This is a genomic window from Aquimarina callyspongiae (assembly GCF_034322225.1).
In the GTDB taxonomy this organism is placed as follows: Bacteria; Bacteroidota; Bacteroidia; order Flavobacteriales; family Flavobacteriaceae; genus Aquimarina.
Map to the genome: position 1 here is coordinate 58,041 of NZ_JAXLPA010000004.1, position 20,003 is coordinate 78,043.

At 31.1% G+C, this 20,003-nt stretch carries 25 protein-coding genes; 3 read left to right on the top strand and 22 right to left on the bottom strand.

Annotated features, from left to right (window positions below):
- Positions 1-117 precede the first annotated feature (117 nt).
- A complete protein-coding gene (locus U0D62_RS16665) occupies positions 118-495 on the bottom strand; it encodes a DoxX family protein (RefSeq protein WP_322288459.1) in 378 nt (125 codons plus the stop codon).
- 113 nt (positions 496-608) lie between these two features.
- Between U0D62_RS16665 and U0D62_RS16670 the strand changes: the two genes are divergently transcribed.
- Positions 609-953: a winged helix-turn-helix transcriptional regulator gene (locus tag U0D62_RS16670; RefSeq protein ID WP_322288460.1), complete on the top strand. Its 345-nt coding sequence runs from the start codon at positions 609-611 to the stop codon at positions 951-953.
- A 130-nt stretch (positions 954-1,083) separates the two neighbouring features.
- Here U0D62_RS16670 and U0D62_RS16675 read toward each other — a convergent pair whose 3' ends face one another.
- From U0D62_RS16675 to U0D62_RS16695, 5 genes are all read right to left on the bottom strand, one after another.
- Positions 1,084-1,290: a PLD nuclease N-terminal domain-containing protein gene (locus U0D62_RS16675; protein WP_322288461.1), complete on the bottom strand. Its 207-nt coding sequence runs from the start codon at positions 1,288-1,290 to the stop codon at positions 1,084-1,086.
- Positions 1,291-1,378: 88 nt separating this feature from the next.
- Positions 1,379-1,822 (bottom strand): RDD family protein, encoded by a 444-nt coding sequence (locus U0D62_RS16680; protein ID WP_322288462.1) that lies wholly within the window; start codon positions 1,820-1,822, stop codon positions 1,379-1,381.
- Between the two features lie 106 nt (positions 1,823-1,928).
- The gene (locus U0D62_RS16685) at positions 1,929-2,654 is read right to left on the bottom strand and encodes a hypothetical protein (RefSeq protein ID WP_322288463.1); all 726 of its coding nucleotides are present in this window, start codon (positions 2,652-2,654) and stop codon (positions 1,929-1,931) included.
- Positions 2,655-2,878: 224 nt separating this feature from the next.
- Complete coding sequence (locus U0D62_RS16690; protein WP_322288464.1) at positions 2,879-4,012, bottom strand: FAD-dependent monooxygenase; 1,134 nt, start codon at positions 4,010-4,012, stop codon at positions 2,879-2,881.
- A gap of 111 nt (positions 4,013-4,123) precedes the next feature.
- Positions 4,124-5,323 (bottom strand): alkaline phosphatase, encoded by a 1,200-nt coding sequence (locus U0D62_RS16695; protein ID WP_322288465.1) that lies wholly within the window; start codon positions 5,321-5,323, stop codon positions 4,124-4,126.
- A 224-nt stretch (positions 5,324-5,547) separates the two neighbouring features.
- On the opposite strand from U0D62_RS16695, the gene U0D62_RS16700 reads away from it, so the two are divergent.
- Positions 5,548-6,516, top strand: a complete 969-nt coding sequence (locus U0D62_RS16700) for an oxidoreductase family protein (RefSeq protein ID WP_322288466.1) — start codon at positions 5,548-5,550, stop codon at positions 6,514-6,516.
- A gap of 72 nt (positions 6,517-6,588) precedes the next feature.
- Here U0D62_RS16700 and U0D62_RS16705 read toward each other — a convergent pair whose 3' ends face one another.
- The 12 genes from U0D62_RS16705 to U0D62_RS16760 form a co-directional block, all read right to left on the bottom strand.
- Positions 6,589-7,137, bottom strand: a complete 549-nt coding sequence (locus tag U0D62_RS16705) for a hypothetical protein (protein WP_322288467.1) — start codon at positions 7,135-7,137, stop codon at positions 6,589-6,591.
- Positions 7,138-7,537: 400 nt separating this feature from the next.
- Positions 7,538-8,257, bottom strand: coding sequence for a DUF4386 domain-containing protein (locus U0D62_RS16710; protein WP_322288468.1), 720 nt, complete (start codon positions 8,255-8,257; stop codon positions 7,538-7,540).
- Complete coding sequence (locus U0D62_RS16715; RefSeq protein WP_416135546.1) at positions 8,254-8,475, bottom strand: helix-turn-helix transcriptional regulator; 222 nt, start codon at positions 8,473-8,475, stop codon at positions 8,254-8,256. The genes U0D62_RS16710 and U0D62_RS16715 overlap by 4 nt, the downstream gene beginning before the upstream one ends.
- A 1-nt stretch (position 8,476) precedes the next feature.
- A complete protein-coding gene (locus U0D62_RS16720) occupies positions 8,477-8,923 on the bottom strand; it encodes a hypothetical protein (RefSeq protein ID WP_322288469.1) in 447 nt (148 codons plus the stop codon).
- A 219-nt stretch (positions 8,924-9,142) separates the two neighbouring features.
- The gene (locus tag U0D62_RS16725) at positions 9,143-9,943 is read right to left on the bottom strand and encodes a nuclear transport factor 2 family protein (RefSeq protein ID WP_322288470.1); all 801 of its coding nucleotides are present in this window, start codon (positions 9,941-9,943) and stop codon (positions 9,143-9,145) included.
- 89 nt (positions 9,944-10,032) lie between these two features.
- Complete coding sequence (locus U0D62_RS16730) at positions 10,033-10,512, bottom strand: hypothetical protein (protein ID WP_322288471.1); 480 nt, start codon at positions 10,510-10,512, stop codon at positions 10,033-10,035.
- A gap of 48 nt (positions 10,513-10,560) precedes the next feature.
- Positions 10,561-11,022 carry a hypothetical protein gene (locus U0D62_RS16735; protein WP_322288472.1) on the bottom strand — a complete coding sequence of 154 codons (462 nt, stop codon included), beginning with the start codon at positions 11,020-11,022 and terminating at the stop codon, positions 10,561-10,563.
- Between the two features lie 190 nt (positions 11,023-11,212).
- Complete coding sequence (locus U0D62_RS16740) at positions 11,213-11,722, bottom strand: hypothetical protein (RefSeq protein ID WP_322288473.1); 510 nt, start codon at positions 11,720-11,722, stop codon at positions 11,213-11,215.
- Positions 11,723-11,828: 106 nt separating this feature from the next.
- Positions 11,829-12,389, bottom strand: coding sequence for a DUF2004 domain-containing protein (locus tag U0D62_RS16745; RefSeq protein ID WP_322288474.1), 561 nt, complete (start codon positions 12,387-12,389; stop codon positions 11,829-11,831).
- A gap of 159 nt (positions 12,390-12,548) precedes the next feature.
- Positions 12,549-13,184, bottom strand: a complete 636-nt coding sequence (locus U0D62_RS16750) for a hypothetical protein (protein ID WP_322288475.1) — start codon at positions 13,182-13,184, stop codon at positions 12,549-12,551.
- Positions 13,185-13,704: 520 nt separating this feature from the next.
- Positions 13,705-14,634, bottom strand: a complete 930-nt coding sequence (locus U0D62_RS16755) for a TolB-like translocation protein (RefSeq protein WP_322288476.1) — start codon at positions 14,632-14,634, stop codon at positions 13,705-13,707.
- Positions 14,635-14,802: 168 nt separating this feature from the next.
- The gene (locus U0D62_RS16760) at positions 14,803-15,678 is read right to left on the bottom strand and encodes a TolB family protein (protein WP_322288477.1); all 876 of its coding nucleotides are present in this window, start codon (positions 15,676-15,678) and stop codon (positions 14,803-14,805) included.
- A gap of 151 nt (positions 15,679-15,829) precedes the next feature.
- On the opposite strand from U0D62_RS16760, the gene U0D62_RS16765 reads away from it, so the two are divergent.
- A complete protein-coding gene (locus U0D62_RS16765) occupies positions 15,830-15,997 on the top strand; it encodes a LytTR family transcriptional regulator DNA-binding domain-containing protein (protein ID WP_322289100.1) in 168 nt (55 codons plus the stop codon).
- A gap of 199 nt (positions 15,998-16,196) precedes the next feature.
- Here the strand turns inward: U0D62_RS16765 and bla are convergent, their stop codons facing one another.
- The 4 genes from bla to U0D62_RS16785 all read right to left on the bottom strand — a co-directional run bounded on the left by bla (position 16,197) and on the right by U0D62_RS16785 (position 19,897).
- Positions 16,197-17,171, bottom strand: a complete 975-nt coding sequence (gene bla / locus U0D62_RS16770) for a class A beta-lactamase, subclass A2 (RefSeq protein WP_322288478.1) — start codon at positions 17,169-17,171, stop codon at positions 16,197-16,199.
- Positions 17,172-17,708: 537 nt separating this feature from the next.
- On the bottom strand, positions 17,709-18,224 hold the full coding sequence (locus tag U0D62_RS16775; RefSeq protein WP_322288479.1) for a GNAT family N-acetyltransferase: 516 nt from the start codon (positions 18,222-18,224) through the stop codon (positions 17,709-17,711).
- A 204-nt stretch (positions 18,225-18,428) separates the two neighbouring features.
- Entirely contained in the window at positions 18,429-19,154 is a 726-nt protein-coding gene (locus U0D62_RS16780) for a tetratricopeptide repeat protein (RefSeq protein WP_322288480.1), read from the bottom strand.
- A 266-nt stretch (positions 19,155-19,420) separates the two neighbouring features.
- Positions 19,421-19,897 carry a hypothetical protein gene (locus U0D62_RS16785; RefSeq protein WP_322288481.1) on the bottom strand — a complete coding sequence of 159 codons (477 nt, stop codon included), beginning with the start codon at positions 19,895-19,897 and terminating at the stop codon, positions 19,421-19,423.
- Positions 19,898-20,003 lie beyond the last annotated feature (106 nt).

Consider the following 20,003-nt stretch of genomic DNA (forward strand, 5'->3'; position numbering starts at 1 on the left):
TTTCATAAGTATGCAAAGCGGTTGCTACATTCCTCTAGCAACCGCTTTTAGTTTTAATTATAAATTTTTGATGAATATCATTCTTTCATTTAACTACTTTAATAGGTTCTTTTTCCATTAACCCTTCAAAAGTGGTACGTATTTATTCCAATTAGCAACAATTGCCCAAATATTAATCCCAAACATTACTAATGATACTCCAATACCTGAAATATCGTGTACTAAATGATGAACAAATATTCCTACCATTACCGGAAGAATTACTATCGCTCCTAATGCTCTTGTTTTAGGTATCGCAATTAATGCTCCTCCAATAATTTCTACAATTCCTACCAAAGGAAAAACCCATTTGACGATCATAAATCCTCCCATGATTTTCATCATTTCTTCAGACATTTCGGGCATAGGCATATAGTTGAAGAATTTATTAAAACCTGAGTTAACCATCATTAACCCAAATAGGATACATAAACCTGTAAGAATTTTATTTTTCATTTTTCTTTTGACTTTATTATTAATGGGTCAAAATTAGTTATTTTTGATTACCATATGTAATCAGTTACCCAAAGGTAATCAGTTACCTTTGGGTAATCAACACCTTAGAATAGATGAAAAAAATGGAACATAAAGAATGTATGTCTGCTTTACTCCCAGTAAGAGATACATTAGATATAATCGGTGGTAAATGGAAGATTTTAATACTAATTTCTATTTGGGAAGGCAATAAACACTTTAGAGAAATAGAACGTAGTATTCCCAAGTTAAGTACTAAAGTATTGTCAAGTGAACTAAAAGATATGGAAGCTAATCAATTGATCACAAGAACTGTCTTAAACGGTTTTCCTGTTCGAACCGAATATAAACCCACCGAATACTCAAAAACGCTGCAAAAGGTCATTACAGAATTGCATAATTGGGGTGCCAATCACAGAAAAAAGATTTTTGGAAAATAAACTCTAAGTTAGGTTTTTATAATCGCAAACAATTATTGCTGTATCAACCATTATTAACTAGTAAAGCCATAAAGTAAAGGAGTTTCACTCACTTATTTATCTATATTTTCTCATATATAAGTGTGTACAATTATTTTTTTATCTTTTGTCCTCTTCCTATAATGAAATACAATAATGCGCCAAATAGATTAAAGAAGATTATTACGAGTAACCATACCAATTTATTATTTCCTCTAAAATTATTCCTCAAAACATCAATTAATGCAATTAGAGGAAGTATCAAACCGAATATTAATAATAAAATTTGCCATGGACCAATAATACCGAGAGTAGTCATTGTTTACGTTTTTTTTAGATTATAGGTTAAGGAGTACCACCCCCAACGTTTGATATATGTTGTAACCAAACAAAATGTTACCTTGTTTTTACTTTTCTTTTTGAATTTTTACAACTATCGTGTTAGCTGCCATGTCACCAACTCTTTGATTTTTTTTTGAATTTTGTATTGTTAGAATTCCAACTAACCCAAAAAAGGACATATCAAATGGATCTAATAAATGTCTTAGCAAAGATTGCCAGAATGATAATTTTTCAGAAATTCCATTAATTGAGATCGGTCTTAATCCTACAATTGAGTTTCCTATCGTGGCTCCAAACAATTGTTCAAGTCCAACCGTCATTAGCCCCCAAAATATTACTGGTATCAAAGCAGGTAATCCACTCACAGAATATCCTCCATCCGGATCAGGTTCTCCATAAGCATATAGATAAGCAAAGAGAAACATATAGATAAGTAAATAATCTATAAATCCTGCTAAAATTCTACTTCCAATATTAGGTTCTGTTTTTGTATTTGTGGAATAATTCATTTATTTTTATTTTAATGTATTTTATAGCAAACAAGTACAAACCAATTGTTTTACAATAGTTTAACTTTAAAAATTGCTCACCTCTATATCTAATCAATCAGTTTATTTAATTACAATTACCATTATCCATATTTAAGGTATAAGGTTGACTACTATATTCATTATTTACCACTTCAATAACCAGATACAATTCAATATCCTCATTTACTACTAGAGTTGAATTCGATTCTTCATCAGGGATAACTTGAATAGAAGAAGTAAATAAATTTTTATTAATATCATACAAACTCTTTTTTAGCAAAAAATTCGATGGGATATTAGAAATATTTATTTGAATGGTTTCACCAGCCGTTGCACTAAAAAAGTAATAATCAATATCGTCTAAAGAGTTAATTGTGGCTGTTATATTTTCACATGTGCTAATTTGAGTAGCCGTTTCACAAGAATTATTTTGTTCATATATATCTTCTGCTGAGCTAATCCCTTCAGTAACCGTAAGACCAAAACTTACATTCTTAGATGTTGCTGTATGAGTAATTGTTACTTCTGTTAATGATTCAGTAAGAATTGTTCCATTATCAGGAGTAGATTTGATTCCTTTGTTTTCGAATTCAGAAAAAGGTACTTCTTCAAAACTACCATCTGTCATAGTTTGAGTTATAACAAGTCCAGAAAGATCTAAGACTTCATCAGTGTAATAGCTTAGTTTTAAAGGAGGCGTATTAATTGCAATATTACTTGTTTCAATCAGTATAGAGTCTTCTTTTTCACAGGATGATGAAATAAATATGAAAATTATTGCAAATAAAACTAAATCAAATCTTCTTGTCATTTTTAAATATTTCAGGTTATTACAATGCTTGTTAACAATTAATATATGTCGTGACAAAACAAAATGTTACCTTGATTTTTAGTTTTTTTGCATATTGATTATTAACGCTTTCTTAATAAAGACATTACATCATTGTAAAAACACACTTCCTTATAGATCAATCACCTTATTGTTATGATCTTATTAGATTATCGTATATATTTTTATTCTATGAATGACATTAATTATAGGCTTGACAATTGAAAAATCTGTTCAGATTGTTTTCTATTGATTGAAGAAGGTGTCATTCGTATCATTTGATTGCGAATCCCTACTAATATTGGATTAGATAAATGAGCAATTTTCCCGACAAACCAACTTGCTTTAACTACTTGGTGAGCCTTTGGCAATCTTAGTTTTTGAAATTCTTCAAAAGCCTTATTGGTTTCGTATCTATCTAAACATTCTGAGAGGATAAATGCATCTTCGATAGCCTGACAAGCACCTTGTCCCATATTTGGAGTTGTTGCATGAGCAGAATCTCCAAGAAGACAAACATTTTCTTTATACCAGATATTGGTGGGTTTTAGATCTGATATTTCGGCAGTATTTATTTGTTCTTTTTGGGTAGAAGCAATGATGTTTTTAATAACTGGATTATAACTACTAAAGTATTTTTCAATGTTATTTATGGAAAGTTCATTTTTATCATTTTTGAAAGATTTTAAAGCGTACCAATAAACTTTGCTTTCAGAAAGTTGAACAAATCCGAATCGCTCAGATTTCCCCCAAGCTTCATTTAACTCACTTCTATATTTAATTGGCAAGTTATGTTCTGTAATTCCTCTCCAGCATATTTGATTTGCATTTCGTATCGTATTGTTAGGAAATAACTGCTTTCTAACCGCTGAATTTAGTCCATCAGCACCCAAAACTATTGAAGATTGGATTTGTTGTCCATTTTCAAAATATAGAGAATACCTATTTTTGTCTTTGACCATTTTAGTAAGCTTGTGGTCTAAGTGAATTGGAGTGGACTTTAATTCGTCTATTAAAATTTGTTGTAACGTTCCTCTGTGAATTGCAATGTTTCTAACCTTATGTTTTTTCTCAAAATACGATAAATCAATTTTGGAAATTGCTTTTAGATTGGCCTTGGTTATATTCATTGATAAAATTGGGTTTCCTTTTTCCTCAATTATATTTCTCAAACCTAATTTCTCATATACCTGCATTGCATTATTTGCTAAAATAATTCCTGCTCCAACAGGTTTAAATTTTTCAGCTTGTTCAAAAATTCTCGTTTTAAACCCTTTCTGTTCAAGTGCAATTGCTGTGGTTAATCCTCCTATTCCAGCTCCTATAATATCAATGGTCATTTAGTATTGGTTTTGTAATTGATAATGAAAATTCTTGTATACTAGCAATTCGTTTTTATATATGGCTTACATATTTATCTAAGTGACTATTTATTTTTCAAGTATAATCATTTAGTTATCCAATGTACTTACATCTACAGAGGCACTTTGTGAGATCAGTTTTTTAAGACAATACCCAACGTCTCTATTGCGATGTACATTTGTAAAATATTCTGCGCCAGGACCTTTAGCAAAAAGAGGTACTACGGCAGACGAATGATCTTTGGTAGACCATTTCATTTGTATTTTTGGATACTTGTCAAAATCAGAAACAACTGCCAATCCACCTGTTTCATGATCAGCAGTAAATATCACTAAGGTTTCTCCATTGGTTTTAGAAAAATTCAGAACAGCAGAAAGCGTTTCCTGAATTGATTTTAAACCTCTTAAAACTCTTTTAGAATCATTCTCGTGAGAAGCTGCGTCCATTTCTTCACTTTCTACCAATAATACAAAAGGTTTATCCTGAGAAGAAACGTATGTTAAAGCTGTTTCGGTCAATTGCAAGAGATTAGGAGATGAGTTCATATCCTGGATTTCGTCTTCCTCAAAAAGAATGGCGATAGGGCTTGTTTGTTTTGCACCACCTGGAAGTTCTAAAGATCGTTCCAGAAAATGAAATCGTTTTTCCAAAATTTCCAAAGTTTCACCTACTTCAGGAACATCATCTTCACCTACATCCTCAAATTCACCAAATAAAAGGTCGAGTTCACTTGTTGCGATCTGCTTCAATATACCTCTGGCATCATCTTCATTTCTGATATGTGCCACAAAAGCTGCAGGAGTACCATCCCAAACGTAAGAATCAGTTACAATTCCAGTAGTATAACCCTGAGAAGAAGCCAATTCAAAGATATTTTTTATGGGTTTCTGGTCCTTATCGATACCTATATAACCAAAATTTGTTGATGTTCCAGTAGCTATAGCTGTAGCCGACGCCTCTGAATCTGTTAGTGACCCGTAAGCAGATCTTGCATCGTGCCATCCTTTAACATCAAACTCCTGCCAAACAGGAGATAAATTTTCTGACTGCTGCGTTTGTAAGGCCAGAGATAAATGATTAAAACCCATTCCATCAGCTATAAAAATTATGATGTTTTTTGGTTTTTTACCAGGATATTCAGAATTAATCTTGTTACTAACATCTCCTGGCGAAAACTCAATATCAGACGAAGGTATTGAAATAGAAATATTGAATATGTACAATATTCCTGTAACAAGTACAACTAATACAACAGCTGTCAAAAAGCTAATTTTTTTCCAATTTTTCATAATAATCGCTATCGTTTAATACATAAATCAGAACAACGCAAGTATCCCCAACTTGCTTATTTTTATTTCTTATTAAACTTATAAAAATTTAACGCCATTACAAATAGAAAACCATCTTTTAATCTGACATTTAATTGCTCTCATTTGTATCTTCATAATGAATAATAAATTATTGAATTAGTGTTATTTTTGCCCAACATCTACTGTAATTAGATTGATTATTTATGAATCCAAATTTTATAGACTATCTTTTAAAAGTTACCAAATCTACTGAGTGTAAAGAAAGTGAAACCATTCAACCTTTATGGAGTGATTACGGTAGGATTTCTCGTTATCAATTAGACAATTCCTCGCTTAATACAGTAGTAGTAAAGTTTATATCCTTAAATCAATCTAACGAGCATCCAAGAGGATGGAACACAGAGTATTCTCATAACAGAAAGGTGAAATCTTACAAAGTTGAAACAAACTGGTATGAAAAATGGAGTCAACTTTGTAACGATAATTGTAAGATCCCAAAGTTAATCGGTTCTTTTTCTGAAGGGAACGATCAATGGATTGTTTTAGAAGATTTGAACCTCAACTTTCCGTTAAGAAAAAAACAACTTCAATTTAAGGAGGTAAAAGTGTGCTTAAAATGGTTGGCAAATTTTCACGCCACATTCTTAAATCATAACCCCAACGGTTTGTGGGAAATTGGTACGTATTGGCATTTGAAAACCCGACCAGATGAATTCAAAAATATTGAGCATCAAGAACTAAAGTCAAAAGCACACTTAATCGATGATTTATTAAACCAATGTAAATATCAAACTATTGTTCACGGAGATGCAAAACTTGCTAATTTTTGCTTCTCCGAAAATGGGGAAAGTGTAGCTGCTGTAGATTTTCAATATGTTGGCGGTGGATGCGGAATCAAAGATGTTGCTTACTTTTTAGGAAGTTGTCTTTCTGGTTCTGAATGCGAATTATATCAAGATGAATTATTGGATTTTTATTTTTCGCAATTAGAAAGCTCACTTAACTCTCTTAAACTAAAGGTTGATTTTAAAGAGTTGGAACAGGAATGGAGAAAGATGTATCCTATTGCCTGTACTGACTTTATGCGCTTTATGCTTGGATGGATGCCATCGCACCAAAAAATAAATGATTACAATCTGAACATAATGAATTCGGTTTTATCGAGTTTGTAAAGTATAAGAGTCATTTAAAAGTATTAATCTTCAAAACTTAAACCTTCTATAGCGATATCAGGTTTTTATTACTTATCCGATTATTTTTATTTTAAAATACTGATCCATAAAAACTATTAACAATAACGAGATTGAGCAAAGAAAAAACGTTATCAAGTTAAATTTTAGACTTATTTTATTTCTTATAGAAAACCTTAAGATTAAAAATAAAAGAAAACTGCTAAAAAGTATTGAAATAGTATACAACCCTAGTCCAAATGACAAACCAAATCTTCCTTCATCATTAGGGCCAAACATATTTGCTAAACCTGCAAAAAATCTATACACGAACGGAAAAAACAAAAATGGATAGCTATTAATATTTTTAGTTTTGTCTGCAATAAAATAAAATATGACTGCTTGAAGAACTGTAAATATCGGTGCAGAAATAGTTATTATGTTTGCATTCCAATCATTTATATATTTTCCAGAAATTGGTGATGCTCCATTAAGTGACATTGACATTTTATTTCCTAGTAATTCACCCGTGATCCAATGCGCAAATTCATGAAAAAAACAACTCAATAGAACCGCTATAAAAAGGAATACAATATATATAAGATTGATTTTTTGTGATTTCATACTACAACTTTTCTGTTAGACAGAAGGAACATAGTAACGGTTACATATTTATCTTACCGTCAACATTGGGTATATATTTAGAGGTTCAGGTAAACATGAATCTCTATAGGTTCATATTGAGTTAAAATGAGAAAAGGGTTTCTAAATCGTTTTGATCAGTTTGTTTTAATTCTATTTCTATTGTTCTTTTCATAGTAACCAGAATTTGATATAAGAAAATCACGTCAATTCGAGTGATCCGACATAGGAGGATTCTATCGAGAATAGTGGTTTTCTCTCGAAAAAAGCTATTCTCGATACAATTTTTCTCCGTTTCACTATAAAAAATTACTCGAATTGACGCTTTTATCTATTTAAATGTATCATATTTTGGATTAACGCAGAGTCAAAGTTTTATATTTTAGGCATTTCTTAATTCATGTTTAAATTGTTTTTTAGCTAGTTCTGCGATCCTTTTACTTCTGATTAAGAGCCATAACATCAATAAAATTTCACCGCACGAAGTATAGTCCGAAAGCGTTGGAATCTTCAAATCAGGATAAACAAATAGAAATATAGAATCTAAAACATAGCCAACACCTGCAATAATTAGCATAATTCCAATAAATTTTGAAAAAGGAGTGCCCAATTTAAAGATTAAAACACCTAAAGGAAATAGCCAAAGCCCCCAGAATATTACAGCAATATAGCTTCCATGTTTTTGTATTTCTGTAAATAGATGCGTCAGGTTTTGTTTTTCTATTAAGGTAAAACCTTCTAAATTATTAATTATGATCATAGCAAAATGATTAACCTCATTTACTGTAGATACAACAGCTCCAAATAGCATTAAGATTAGCATAGATAAAGTCATGGTTTTGTTGATACCCGATAATAATCTATATAGACAGATTACGAGTAAAATGCTTGTAACATTCATAATAAGAATACTTACTATCCCTATTCTAAACAAAAACGGATTGTTGCTAATATTAAAAAAGGTGGTTGCAATATCTCCTTCTATTTTTATTTGAGGAAAGACGTACATAAGAGCATAAAAACCTGTTATGGCAAGAGCTAAATAGAATAATCCAGCATAAAGTGCATTCTTTTGTGGCTTGTTTATTTCTACGCTTTTCATTCTTCCTGTTTTTTATATGTAAATACTTCTTCTAAAGGTTTATCAAAAACTAACGCGATTTTAAATGCTAACTCAAGTGAAGGTGAATACTTCCCTTTTTCAATAGCAGCAATTGTTTGTCGTGTCACATTTACTTTATCTGCTAATTCTTGTTGGGTCATTTCATTATTAAGAAATCGCAATGTCCTAATCGTGGTATCTATTCTACACTTTTTCATATCAGATCCCTTTTTTTGAATAATAGTACTCTGATATATTTTGCGCTATAAATGAAGAAAGTATTGAGAAGTAAAACATTTTGAACATTGAAGGAATCGATGCACCAATTGAAAGCAATATCATTGTAACAACAAAACCAAGCATAAATGTGGTGTTAAAGTTGCGGGATGCTTTTAATTTTATAATTTCTCCTAGCTCATCTATAAGGAATTTTTCCTCTTTCTTTTTAGTCAACACAGTATTGAAAATACTATAAAGCAAGTAAAAAATAATTCTCGATAAAATCATTATAGGGATAAAAATTAGTATGGATGTACCCCAAAAAGGTAATTCTTTTACAGTGTTACTATACCCTTTATAAACATTCAAAAGAATTATAAAATATGTTGAAAAGGTTATAAGATCTATTGTCAAAAACACTAATGGTCTTTTTTCCTGAGCTGTCATAATTCTTCATTTTAAGTTGAGTAATTTTTACTCAAAGTTAAAAATACATTACTTAATGTAAAATATTTTTAACATTAAATTTTAAAGAAACTTAATTCATAGATTTTTAGTGTTATCTATTTCGTTGAAATTGTAGTTTTTGAAATTGTGGATAACGATCTATACAAATGGGTGAAGACTTATAATCCGAACATATATCCTTTGACACCAAACACTTTATTATTTTCTTTTTGCTTCTTCGATAAGTTTACCGTTTTCGTAGATATTCAAAGTTTCAATTTTGGTCCCCGATTTTATAAATTCATAAACCACATTTTCATAGTTGAAGTAGAATCTATTCTCTGATTCAGGGAATAATTGTGTTGTCCAACCTGGTTTTCCATCATTAACATCTGTAGCTCTGAGTAGCTTTCCTTCTCTTTTGATATTCACTATTCTGTCAGGAAGACTATAATCACCCACATATTGATTCAAGGTTTTACCTGTTAATTCGACTTCGGCCAAAGGCTGATGATCATAGCTAATGATTCGCGTTAATTTCCAGGTATTGTTTTCTTTTTTCCATAATGCAGTCATTTTTCCAGATCCCACTACCTTTTCGGTTCCATCATTAATTTGTAAATAGAAAATATGGTCGCAGAATTCGAGTGCTCCATAATTATCCATCGGAAAAACTTTAAGGGTACCTTTGGTCAACTGTCTTCGCAAAGGTTGCCTGGCGCGTTGTCTTTCTCCACAAAAAATGGCCATATCTGCCATTTCTTTTTCTTTTGATTCGGTAAATCCGGCTTTATCATGGAAGTATTCAAAATCTTCTGCCAAAAAAGACGCATATGTTTCCAGGTCACAGTCTTTTTGTGCTGTAGAAAACATTAGGCTATCCATCATCGCTATGGTTTTGAATAGTTCACTAGGTTGTTCTACTTCTGCTTGCACTATTTCCTCGATGGTTTCTACCGTTTTGTGCTTGCAAGAAGTTAATACGATAAGAATGGCACTTGAGTATATTAATTTTCTCATTATCAAACTTTTAATTTGATATAAAGATTACATTTCTTATCAATTGTTACAGTTTTTAATATTGCATAAAGATTTGGTTATGAGAAGTTTTAATGCAGTTTAGGTTTTGTTGCAGGTAGTTTTTTAATTTTTTCAATACTCCAATTTAGGCCTTCAATCACAGCGTCTTTTGATAATAGCCAAGCCCGGTTGATTTTAAAATCTTTTCTATTTTCCTTTACTTGGTTGGATATTGATTCTTGACCTACTTCCCAACCAGCAATTTCCTTAGTCCAACCGTACTCAACTTTAATTAGTCCTTTTTTTACTTTACTTATAAATAAGCCACCAACATATTGGTCAGAAAGGTCAAAAGCAATGAAAGCCTGTTTGTCATTCAATCCTTGAATTTTCTCTTTGAAATAGTCCAAATATCCAAGTACAAGTTCTTTTTTCGTTTCGAATTCCTTAATTAAAAAATCTCCAAGATAATAGGTGTCTGCAACTTGCAAGAATGAAGGCATTGCATCCACTTTCAAAAAGATGTCGTTGTTTGAGCTTCCAATTTCGTCAAAGAGTATTCGTATCATTTTTTAACTATCTACAACGTTTAATATATGTGTTGTTGTATAACGTTTTTATTTTTTCTCACTCCTGTTTCTATATATTTTCAGGAGATAATTTAGTTTTTGCGTACTTATGTTCAGTTCATTTATGAATATTTCTTCATTCCCATTTTTGTGATCATAACTTAGATAGTATTCACCTTGTCCTCCAGAATATGAAGGTTTAACAATGATATCCTCATTTTTTATTTCTGACCATTTTCTTATTCGTTTACCATTAAAAATAATACCCTCTTCTGAAAGAATAAGTTGAGGAACATCATTTTTCGGAGATTTATGATAGTTTCTTATTCCATAAATTGACAGAATAACTATTCCAGTTCCTAAATAATAATTATGGTAAAAGAAAACATAGATTCCAAAACCAAGAAGCAAAATAGAAACTATTAAGTTAAATACTTTATATCTCTTCGAATAGTAGATAATCGTCTCTTTTGGAGCTTTCTTATTTTCAACAAATAAACTTTCTAGCATTTCTTTGATGTTGTGCAACGTTTAATATATGTGTCGTGGCAATGCAAAATGTTACCTTGCTTTTCGATCTTTTTACGCATTGGCTACTAACTTTTCCTCTCAGCAAGCATAACCCTTACCAAAAATACAAGAGCCATTCGATTAATCACAGATCGGCTATAATCACATATATTGTGTTGTATGCTATTTGTTAATTAATATTCAGCCGCTTGTTCATTTCCTTTATATGTTTTTTGCTGTAAAGTTTGCTACTAACGATCCAATATATAATTCCTCCAAATATAATAGCTGCAAGAATTGAAATCCAGCTGATTCCTTGCCAATAAAACACTCCAATAAGAATTATTAAAAGGATTATCTCGAAAATGTATTTCTCCTTTTCCTCATTTCTTCTTTGAAGAATCATTTTATTACCTTTTCCTTTTTTAATCCGTTCCAACACTTTCTTTGTTAGTTTGTCAATACTATAATATTTGTCCAAATCCGAATAAGAGAAACAGATACCAAATTTCAATTCCAATTTATCCATAAACCTATAATACTTTCGTACGCCTCTAAATGAATTCTTAATCGTATTTTTTTTATGCGCTGGATGAGTTAAGAAATCCATAAAATGACTTTCATTAAAATCAGCAGAAGGATTACTTCTTTCAGATTTAAAAATCTCAAGTATTATATTTTTAACTTCTTGTTCAGTCATTTTAGTTTGATTATCTACAACGTTAGGTATATGTTTAGTGATTTGGTTGTAGTGTTGGCTTTTAGCAGTCATTAAATATAATACAGTGTTGTTTGCTGTAGTCTTTTCAACTTTCCCAGGTTATATAATCTAAAGTTCCATCATAATTTACATTTAAAACTAAAAGCTGATTGCAAGGTTCTCCATGAATATCAATTGTGTAATCAAATGTTGCGAAATAAGGAGCTTGTGGATAAATCCCAACTCTTGTTAAATTCAGTTGTTCCATTAAAAGGCTATTCTTTGATTTTTTGCGATTTTTAAAGTCAATTATTTCAGCTAATTCACTTTCGTCAAGTTCTTCAAGATAGAAATTAAGATAGTCCGATGTCATACTTATGTCTTGTTCAAAATCAGCTTTTATATACTTCCGATTTTGATTATCAAATTCAGGTATTCTTTTCACGAATTCCCATATTTGATTTAATTCAGATTGATTTGTCAATTCAGTCTCAAAATTTAAATCTAGATTAATTTTTCTATTTCCAAACTTTAAAGTCCAATCGTAATAATCCTCAAGTTTTCTCAAGTCGATTTCCGTAAAATCAGGTTTTTCCAAAACTTGGACTTCTCTGTAGTTATTTTCAGATTCTTTTTTGTCTCTTTTGAAAAAATCAAATATTCCCATCTTCGATTGTTTGGTCAGATTACCGCTAACGGTTTGTGTATGGCTTGTTGCGGAATTTTCCGAAGGAAACATTCTGATAAGTTACTAAGATAGCAAATCTGCAATGAATTCCGATTAAGGAATTCTGCCGCAATGAGTTATACACCTTGTTAGGCACAGCTATTTTAGTTCAAATATTTCTTTTCCGATTTCTTTTTCGATCAATTTAGTCGCCAAGTAAGTTATTTTAAATTCCTCCGTTTTGATTGAGAATTTCAGATAAGGTCTTTTGGCAAGCTCATAATATTCATTCAAATAGAAATCATTATGGTCAGAATACAATTCGGGATTGATTTCTGGACTATTTAAGTTATAGCAATAATTCAAAGTCACATTTTGATTGTATTTGCTAATAGCTTTGAATTCATAACACTCACAGTCTAAATCCAATATTTTTTGATTATCAATTTTCCCTTTGCTTAATAATTTCAGCGAGTTTTCTTTCGTGTTCAAAGAGTCAACTTTAGAACTGTTTTTATTCGTAAAATAGAGTTTTGCTTTATTGGTAAAATAATATTGTGAATCAGCTCCAAATTCAGAACTATTCAGATGAATTCTGCGAAAGTCTCCATTTCCAGAATAGTACATTAATAAACTGTCTCCATATTTATCATTCAACTGTTTTTGAAATCCGTCTGGCGCTAATTCAGTTGTTGTGATTTCAGTTGAGAACTTTATAATTCCCTCAAAGTTGTTTTGTCCATTTGAACTACAACTTGTTAAAATCAAAAAAGCTAATATTATTAATCTGTTCATTTTTCTAATTGTGCCTAACAGGAATATATACACACCTTCCATTTACAAACGATTATAAGTATTTGTAAATATATAATACACGTTTAGCGCATACCTGTTTTATAAGTAAACGAAGGTAACAAAAAGGTTTCTTATGACTTTAATTTTCAGTATTAGAAATTCTGATTTATAAATTGAGACCTATTCAACTGGCTTTCTGAAAATAAAAAATAACAAACTATCTTTTTACAAGGTACATTTCTCGGAGTAATATTAAGAAAGATAACAAGAGTGACTTTTTACCTAATAGATAGGTTTTATATTGAAATACAGACAACGTTTTAATGTTTAAATATTTTTCAAATTATGCACAACATGTTCGTGCATGATTTGTTTGCGTTGATTAAGCAACTAATTTAGTAAATACAAACTGAATAGAAAATCCGCGAGGATTTTCGTAAGTAGAGTAGAACTAGCAATTAATTATACACGGTGTTACCAAACGTATGTACAATTAGTCTTAAAATTATGTTTGCTAAATTTATTGTTCCTTCTTAAAATATGCCATTTTTAACTTGCTGATAACTTCTGTGCTCACCCAATAAAGATTCATTTCTCCTCCTTCGGAACGTCGGCTAAAAATTAAATATTTTCCATCTGGAGTGACATTCGCACTTCTTTCATCAAACGTTGAGTTTACTGTAATTCCGAGGTTTATTGGTTTTGTCCATGCACCGTCTTTCTTTTTAAAATAAACATAAAGATCCGCTTTTTGATTTTTGTCTTCTCTATTTCGAGCATCTACTATTAAATAATCTTGAGACGGGGAAATAAAGGGGTGACCTCCAAACTCAATTTCAGCTTCCTGAAACTTAGGGTATTTACCATTTATATTCGGAGCATAGTAGGTTCTAAATTTTTTAGACATATTGGTATAATAAAGATCTCCGTTCTTCGCGAAAGTTGAAGTCATCACTTCATGCTCATTTAAAGGAGAATCAAGTTTTATTGCATCACTCCAACCATTGTTCAGACGGTTTACATACCAAATGCTAGTGTCTGTAAAGTCAGCGTTATACGCGGTGAAATATATTTTTTTACCGTCATAACTCACATTTGGTTTCATTTCTCCGGCCTTTTTACCTTTGGTAAAATTTGCTTTTTTAAACGGTGTCCATTTTTTATCTTCGAGTTTTGAAAAATAGATATCAGCGGGTATGCCAGCTTTTTTCTGAACTGCAAAATACATTTCATCTAAATCAGGAGAAAACGAAACACCCATTTCGTGTCTCCCATTAATTGAAATAATGCCAGGTGCAAAAATTTCAGGAATTAAGTTTGGTGGCTTTTGTCCAAAATAAGGGCTTACTATAGTTGGTGAATCATTGCCTTTTAAGTTCTGTTTTTTAGTATTGCACCCATTTAAAAATAATGCTAATACAAATATTAAAATAAAATACGTTTTTTTCATTATTTTAAGTTTCAGTCAATTTCTACGTTTTTATGTTTTCTTCTTTGTGTTTGCAATTTATAATTCCAACCCACCCGTTGGCTCGTTCACTAAAAAGATCTACTCACTACAGCATCATTCAAATGGTAAATCATTACTATTTTCATAATGTCCATTATACATTCCGCCTTATTTGGATCTAAGCGTCTCAATAATTTGCGCATCCACCCAGAATATATCTCCCTTTCCTAAGCTATCAAGACTGAAAAAGGAAAGATATTTTCCATCTGGCGTTACGTATCCTCCACGCTGTGAAGCACTTGTGTTTACCTTATCACCTAAGTTAATGGCAGTTCCCCAAGAGCCGTCTTCCTGTCGAAAACTAACGTAGATATCACTACCACCATAGCCATCATCTCTTTTACTATCCCACAAAATATAGGACTCATCAGGTGCAATGAACGGATGGACGTTCTGTTTTCCGGTATTTATCTCTTTACTAAGTAGCTTCGGGGCTTCACGTACACCATTGATTAGTCGAGAATATCGAAGAACAAAATCTCCTTCTTTAGGATATTCATCAAAAACATAAGTGCCTTTGGACGAAGTGGTAAGGCGCATGATGTCGAAGTCTTCAAACGCAGAACCAAGACTTTTAGGCTCTGACCATCCCTCATCGGTTCGCTCCCTATATTGGTTTTTAAAAAACATAGTTTTACCATCGGGAGAGAAAGACCCACGCACCCCAGGTTCCGCTTCTGACTCGTGCCATCGATTATTCTCGTATTTAAAAACAAAGTGCGTATCTTTTCCACTTTGGTTGTTTCTCCTACTAAAGTAGAGCTCTTTCATGTCGGGTGAGAATTTAAAACCCCATTCATGATGCTCTGTCGAAACAATACCCGGAGCAAAAACTTCGGGAGTTAAGCCTGGAGGCTTTTGCCCAAGATAGGGGCTTACTATCGTTGGTGAATCATTGTTTTTTGATTCTTGTTTTTTAGTATTACAAGCATTTAAAAATATTGTAAATACAAGTACTAAAAATATAAAATTGCTGTTTTTCATGTTTATTTTTTTACTCAAATGTTGAATAAATGTATAGTATATTCAATGTAAAAATTCATTAATGGGATAAACACAACAATTAAATGATGAAATCATTTCGTCATTTATATGGGGCTTATGTATAGAATTTATGTGAATTTGAATTCCTAAGATATTATCTAAAAGTTTTCAACGCACACATAAATCATACATTGCGAATTTGGATAGAGTTACAAAAGCTACCAGAGCATATTTGCTAATTGAAAATAATAAAGTACCTGTGAGTGCGATGTATAAGGTTATTGATTTTAAAAAATTGGAAGTTTTAGCAAAATTATAAAATGGTTTATTCCAGTCCTAAAGTATAATTCTTAGTCATTGTTTAAATTTTTATGATGTTTGGTAACGGTTCGTGTATGAGTAGTAGCGGATTTCTATTCACAAACCTTTCGGTTTAGTACTGACCATTGTTATATGTTTACACTTTCGTTTTATAACATAAACCGCTATTACTTATACACCGTGTTGGTGGTAGTTTTTTATTTTTTTTGTATGGTATAGAAATCATAAGTTGCTTTTGCAATATCCGCTATAATTTTTGCATTTATTTTAAAATCTTCTTGTGATTCTGTTACAAATACACTAATTAAAAAGTAATTCCCATTAGGTAAAAAGACTACACCAATATCGTTTACCGCAGCAGTAATTCCTGTTTCTTTGTTGGTGCCTGACCAACCTGTTTTATTAGCTACACTTGTTCCCTTTGGTAATTGCCCTTTTATTCTGTTTTTCCCAGTTGTTGTCTCTTTATTAGTTTTCCAAAAAAAGTCATAACTGCTTTCTGAAAGTAAATTATTTTTATTCTCAAAGAATAGTTGAAGTGTTTTACTTGCAGCATTTGGGGTTGTCCAATTTTGGAAAATATTTTCCCATCTTGTTTGTAACCCTTCTTCATTGAAAGTAATCTGTATATCTTCTACACCGCTCTCTTTTATGTATTCTTCAATCGTTTTAGGTGTTCCGATAAGTCGAATTAAAATATCACAAGCTGTGTTGTCACTATGAGATACATTGTATTGGATTAATTTTTCAATAGTAAAATTGCCTCCATTTGGGTTTTCATCTCTTAGTGGACTCCAAAAGTCCTTTGGCAAAAGTTCATCTTTATCTATTTTTACGGTTTGGTCTAATGATAACGTTCCCTTATCAACCTCAGATAATACTGCCAATGCAATATGGAACTTAAAAACACTTTGCATTGGAAACCGTTTATCTCCATTTAGAGAAAGAGTATCTGTCCCATTATTTCCGATTATTGAAACTCCAACTACTGCATTTTTATCCGATACGATTTGCTCGATTTTTTTTCTTAGAGAATCAGTTTTATTATTTGGTGTCTCGCTAAGAATGATTTGCTCATTTTCTTTTTGTTGCGAATTGGTTTTGTCGTTTGATGTCGTGCAACTTATTAAAAATAATAATAGTAGAGTTGTAAATTGAATTGTTTTGTTCATTCTGTATGTTTCTTTCTTTGTAGTCTTGATTATGTTTCTGTGAGCTGGATTCAAATTACCACCAACAGGGATATATACACACCTTCCATTTACAAACGATTATAAGTATTTGTAAATATATAATACACGTTTAGCGCATACCTGTTTTATGAGTAAACGAAGGTAACAAAAAGGTTTCTTATGACTTTAATTTTCAGCATTAGAAATTTTGATTTATCTATTGATCCCTATTCAACTGGCTTTCTGAAAACAAAAAATAACACACTATCTTTTCATAAGATACATTTCTCCAGGTAATATTAAGAAAGAGAATAAGGACAACTCTTTACCTAATAAATAGGTTTTATATTGAAATACAGACAACGTTTTAATGTTTAAATGTTTTTCGAATTATCCACAACGTGTTTGTGTATGATTTCGTTGGGTGTTTCAACAACTAAATTAGTAAATACAAACCGAATAGAAAATCCGCAAGGATTTTGGTAAGTAAGCCTTCACTAGCAATGAATTATATATGGTGTTGGCAACTGGCTTTATTTAATTCAAATTTTTAATCATTCTATTCATTCCTTTTAATTCTTCTTTAAAATATGGAATGTCTAAGGTCGTTTTACTATGGAATTCAAACCCAAGTTTTTTATAAAATGCAATTGCGTTTTTATTTGTGTCAATTACACATAAAAAAACACTTTCCTTTCCACTATTTTTCGTTTTTTGAATTATATCTTTTAAAGCCAATTTTCCTATTCCCATTCCTTTATATTCAGGCAGAACATAAATTTTCTCTAATTCTACTGAATTTGGAATGAAATCCGAAGACGTATTAATCTTGGTTTTTACAAATCCAACTTGTTTTTCTTGATGTTCAATAAAATAGTATTCAGTATTTTTATCCGTCAAATCTAAAGTGAGTCTTTTGTCGCTAAATTCGTTATCTAAATACCACTCTAATCCGCCTTCATTCCAATGATTATGAAAATTCAGAGAATAAGCATCAATGCATATCTTTTTTAATTTATTAATATCCTCTAAAAAGGCTTTTTTTATTTTCATTTTATAATTTGAGTTCGATTTTCCGCTTGTCGTTTAATATATGTGTCGTAGCATTGCAAAATGTTACCCTGCTTTTCGATCTTTTCGCGTATTGGTTGTTATCTTTTACTTTCTGCAAGCAATTACGCCTTATCAAAAATACAAGAACCATTCGATTGATCACTTTGCTGCTATGATCACATATATGTTGTTGTAACCAGTAATTTATTTATTTTCTACTGAATCGATTTGTGCTTTTATTTCAATTATCTCTTCAGGAATCCAGTCAAATGACGAATCCAATTCAAAAGCTTTTTGTTTTAATTCCAAGGCTTCTTTATACTTTCCAAGTTGTCGCATTAAGTCTCCTTTTGAATCGTATGCATTTCCGTTTTCAGGTTCATTATTAATAAATTTTTCAAAAGCTTCTTCTGCCTTATTTAATTCGTTATTATTAATATAGGCATATCCAAGAATATTATAGCCGGAACCATAATTTTCGTCAAGCTCAACAGATTTTTCTCCCGCTTTAATGGCGAGACTAGGATTTTTTCTAAAAAGCAAAAAAGAAATAGTGTGATGTAGATATTTATCGGAAGGACAAAGTTTTGCTAATTCGAATAATTTGTTTTCATAAATATCTTCTGGGTTGTTAAGCCTAAACTCTGTTGCATCAATTAACATTTGTTCTTCTTTAGAAGCTAAATGTTTATATTTCTTAGCAAGTTGATGATTAAGTCTTTTTATTGAATCCTCTGGTGAATATATTGATATGAAATTATACATTCTTACAAAACTGCTATCCAATTCAATAGCTTTTTCATATTGTTCGATTGGATTTCCATTTATTCCATTTTGAACTAAATATCTGGCTTTTTCAAAATGTTCTTTCGCCTTTTCAGATGATGTGGTAATTGGGATAATTTTTTGTACATCTTCTTTCTCGTCCATTTTGTTGTTTTTACAAGATATCAGTAATGAAATAAGTAGTAAGGCAATTATTCTCATCTAGCAATATTCATTTAGGTTTGGTTTTATTGGTTACAACGTGTTCGTGTATGGTTTGTTGCAGAACAAAATGTTACCCTACTTTTCGATTTTTCTTGCGCATTGGTTGCTAACTTTAACTTTCTGCAAGCATTGCGACTTGCCAAAAATACACTAACCAATTGATTGATCACTTAGTTGCTATGACATCATATATAGTGTTAGCAACTCTATATTTTTTCGGCATAATATTCGTTCGCTTCCAGTCCAAGTAATTCCATTTTTTTGAGATCAGGATATTTTTCAATCCGCTCTATTAACTGTTCAAAAGTTTCCTCTTCCAATCTGATCTCATCTAAAGAGAAGAACCATTCCGAGAAATAGTATAATTTTTGAACTCCGTATTTATTGGCTATTTGAGAGAATATTTTTTTTACCTTACTCGTCAATTCCGCATTTTCTTTATCCACGAATTTAAACCAGGCTGTAAAAATATCTGATGTTCCTGAAAACTCTATGAAATTTGGATTATCAAAGTATATTTTAAACTGTTGATCAATAAAAGTAAATTCAAAAAACTCAACGTTATTCCTCTTTTTTAGACTCCAATTTAGATTTTCAGAGTTTAGGATATTGGAAATCCGTTCTTTTTCCTTTTCTAAAGAATTAGATTCACGAAAACCTATTATTTGCATCCAGACTGCCATTCAGATTTTATTGTTGCCAACAGGAATATATACACACCTTCCATTTACAAACGATTATAAGTATTTGTAAATATATAATACACGTTTAGCGCATACCTGTTTTATG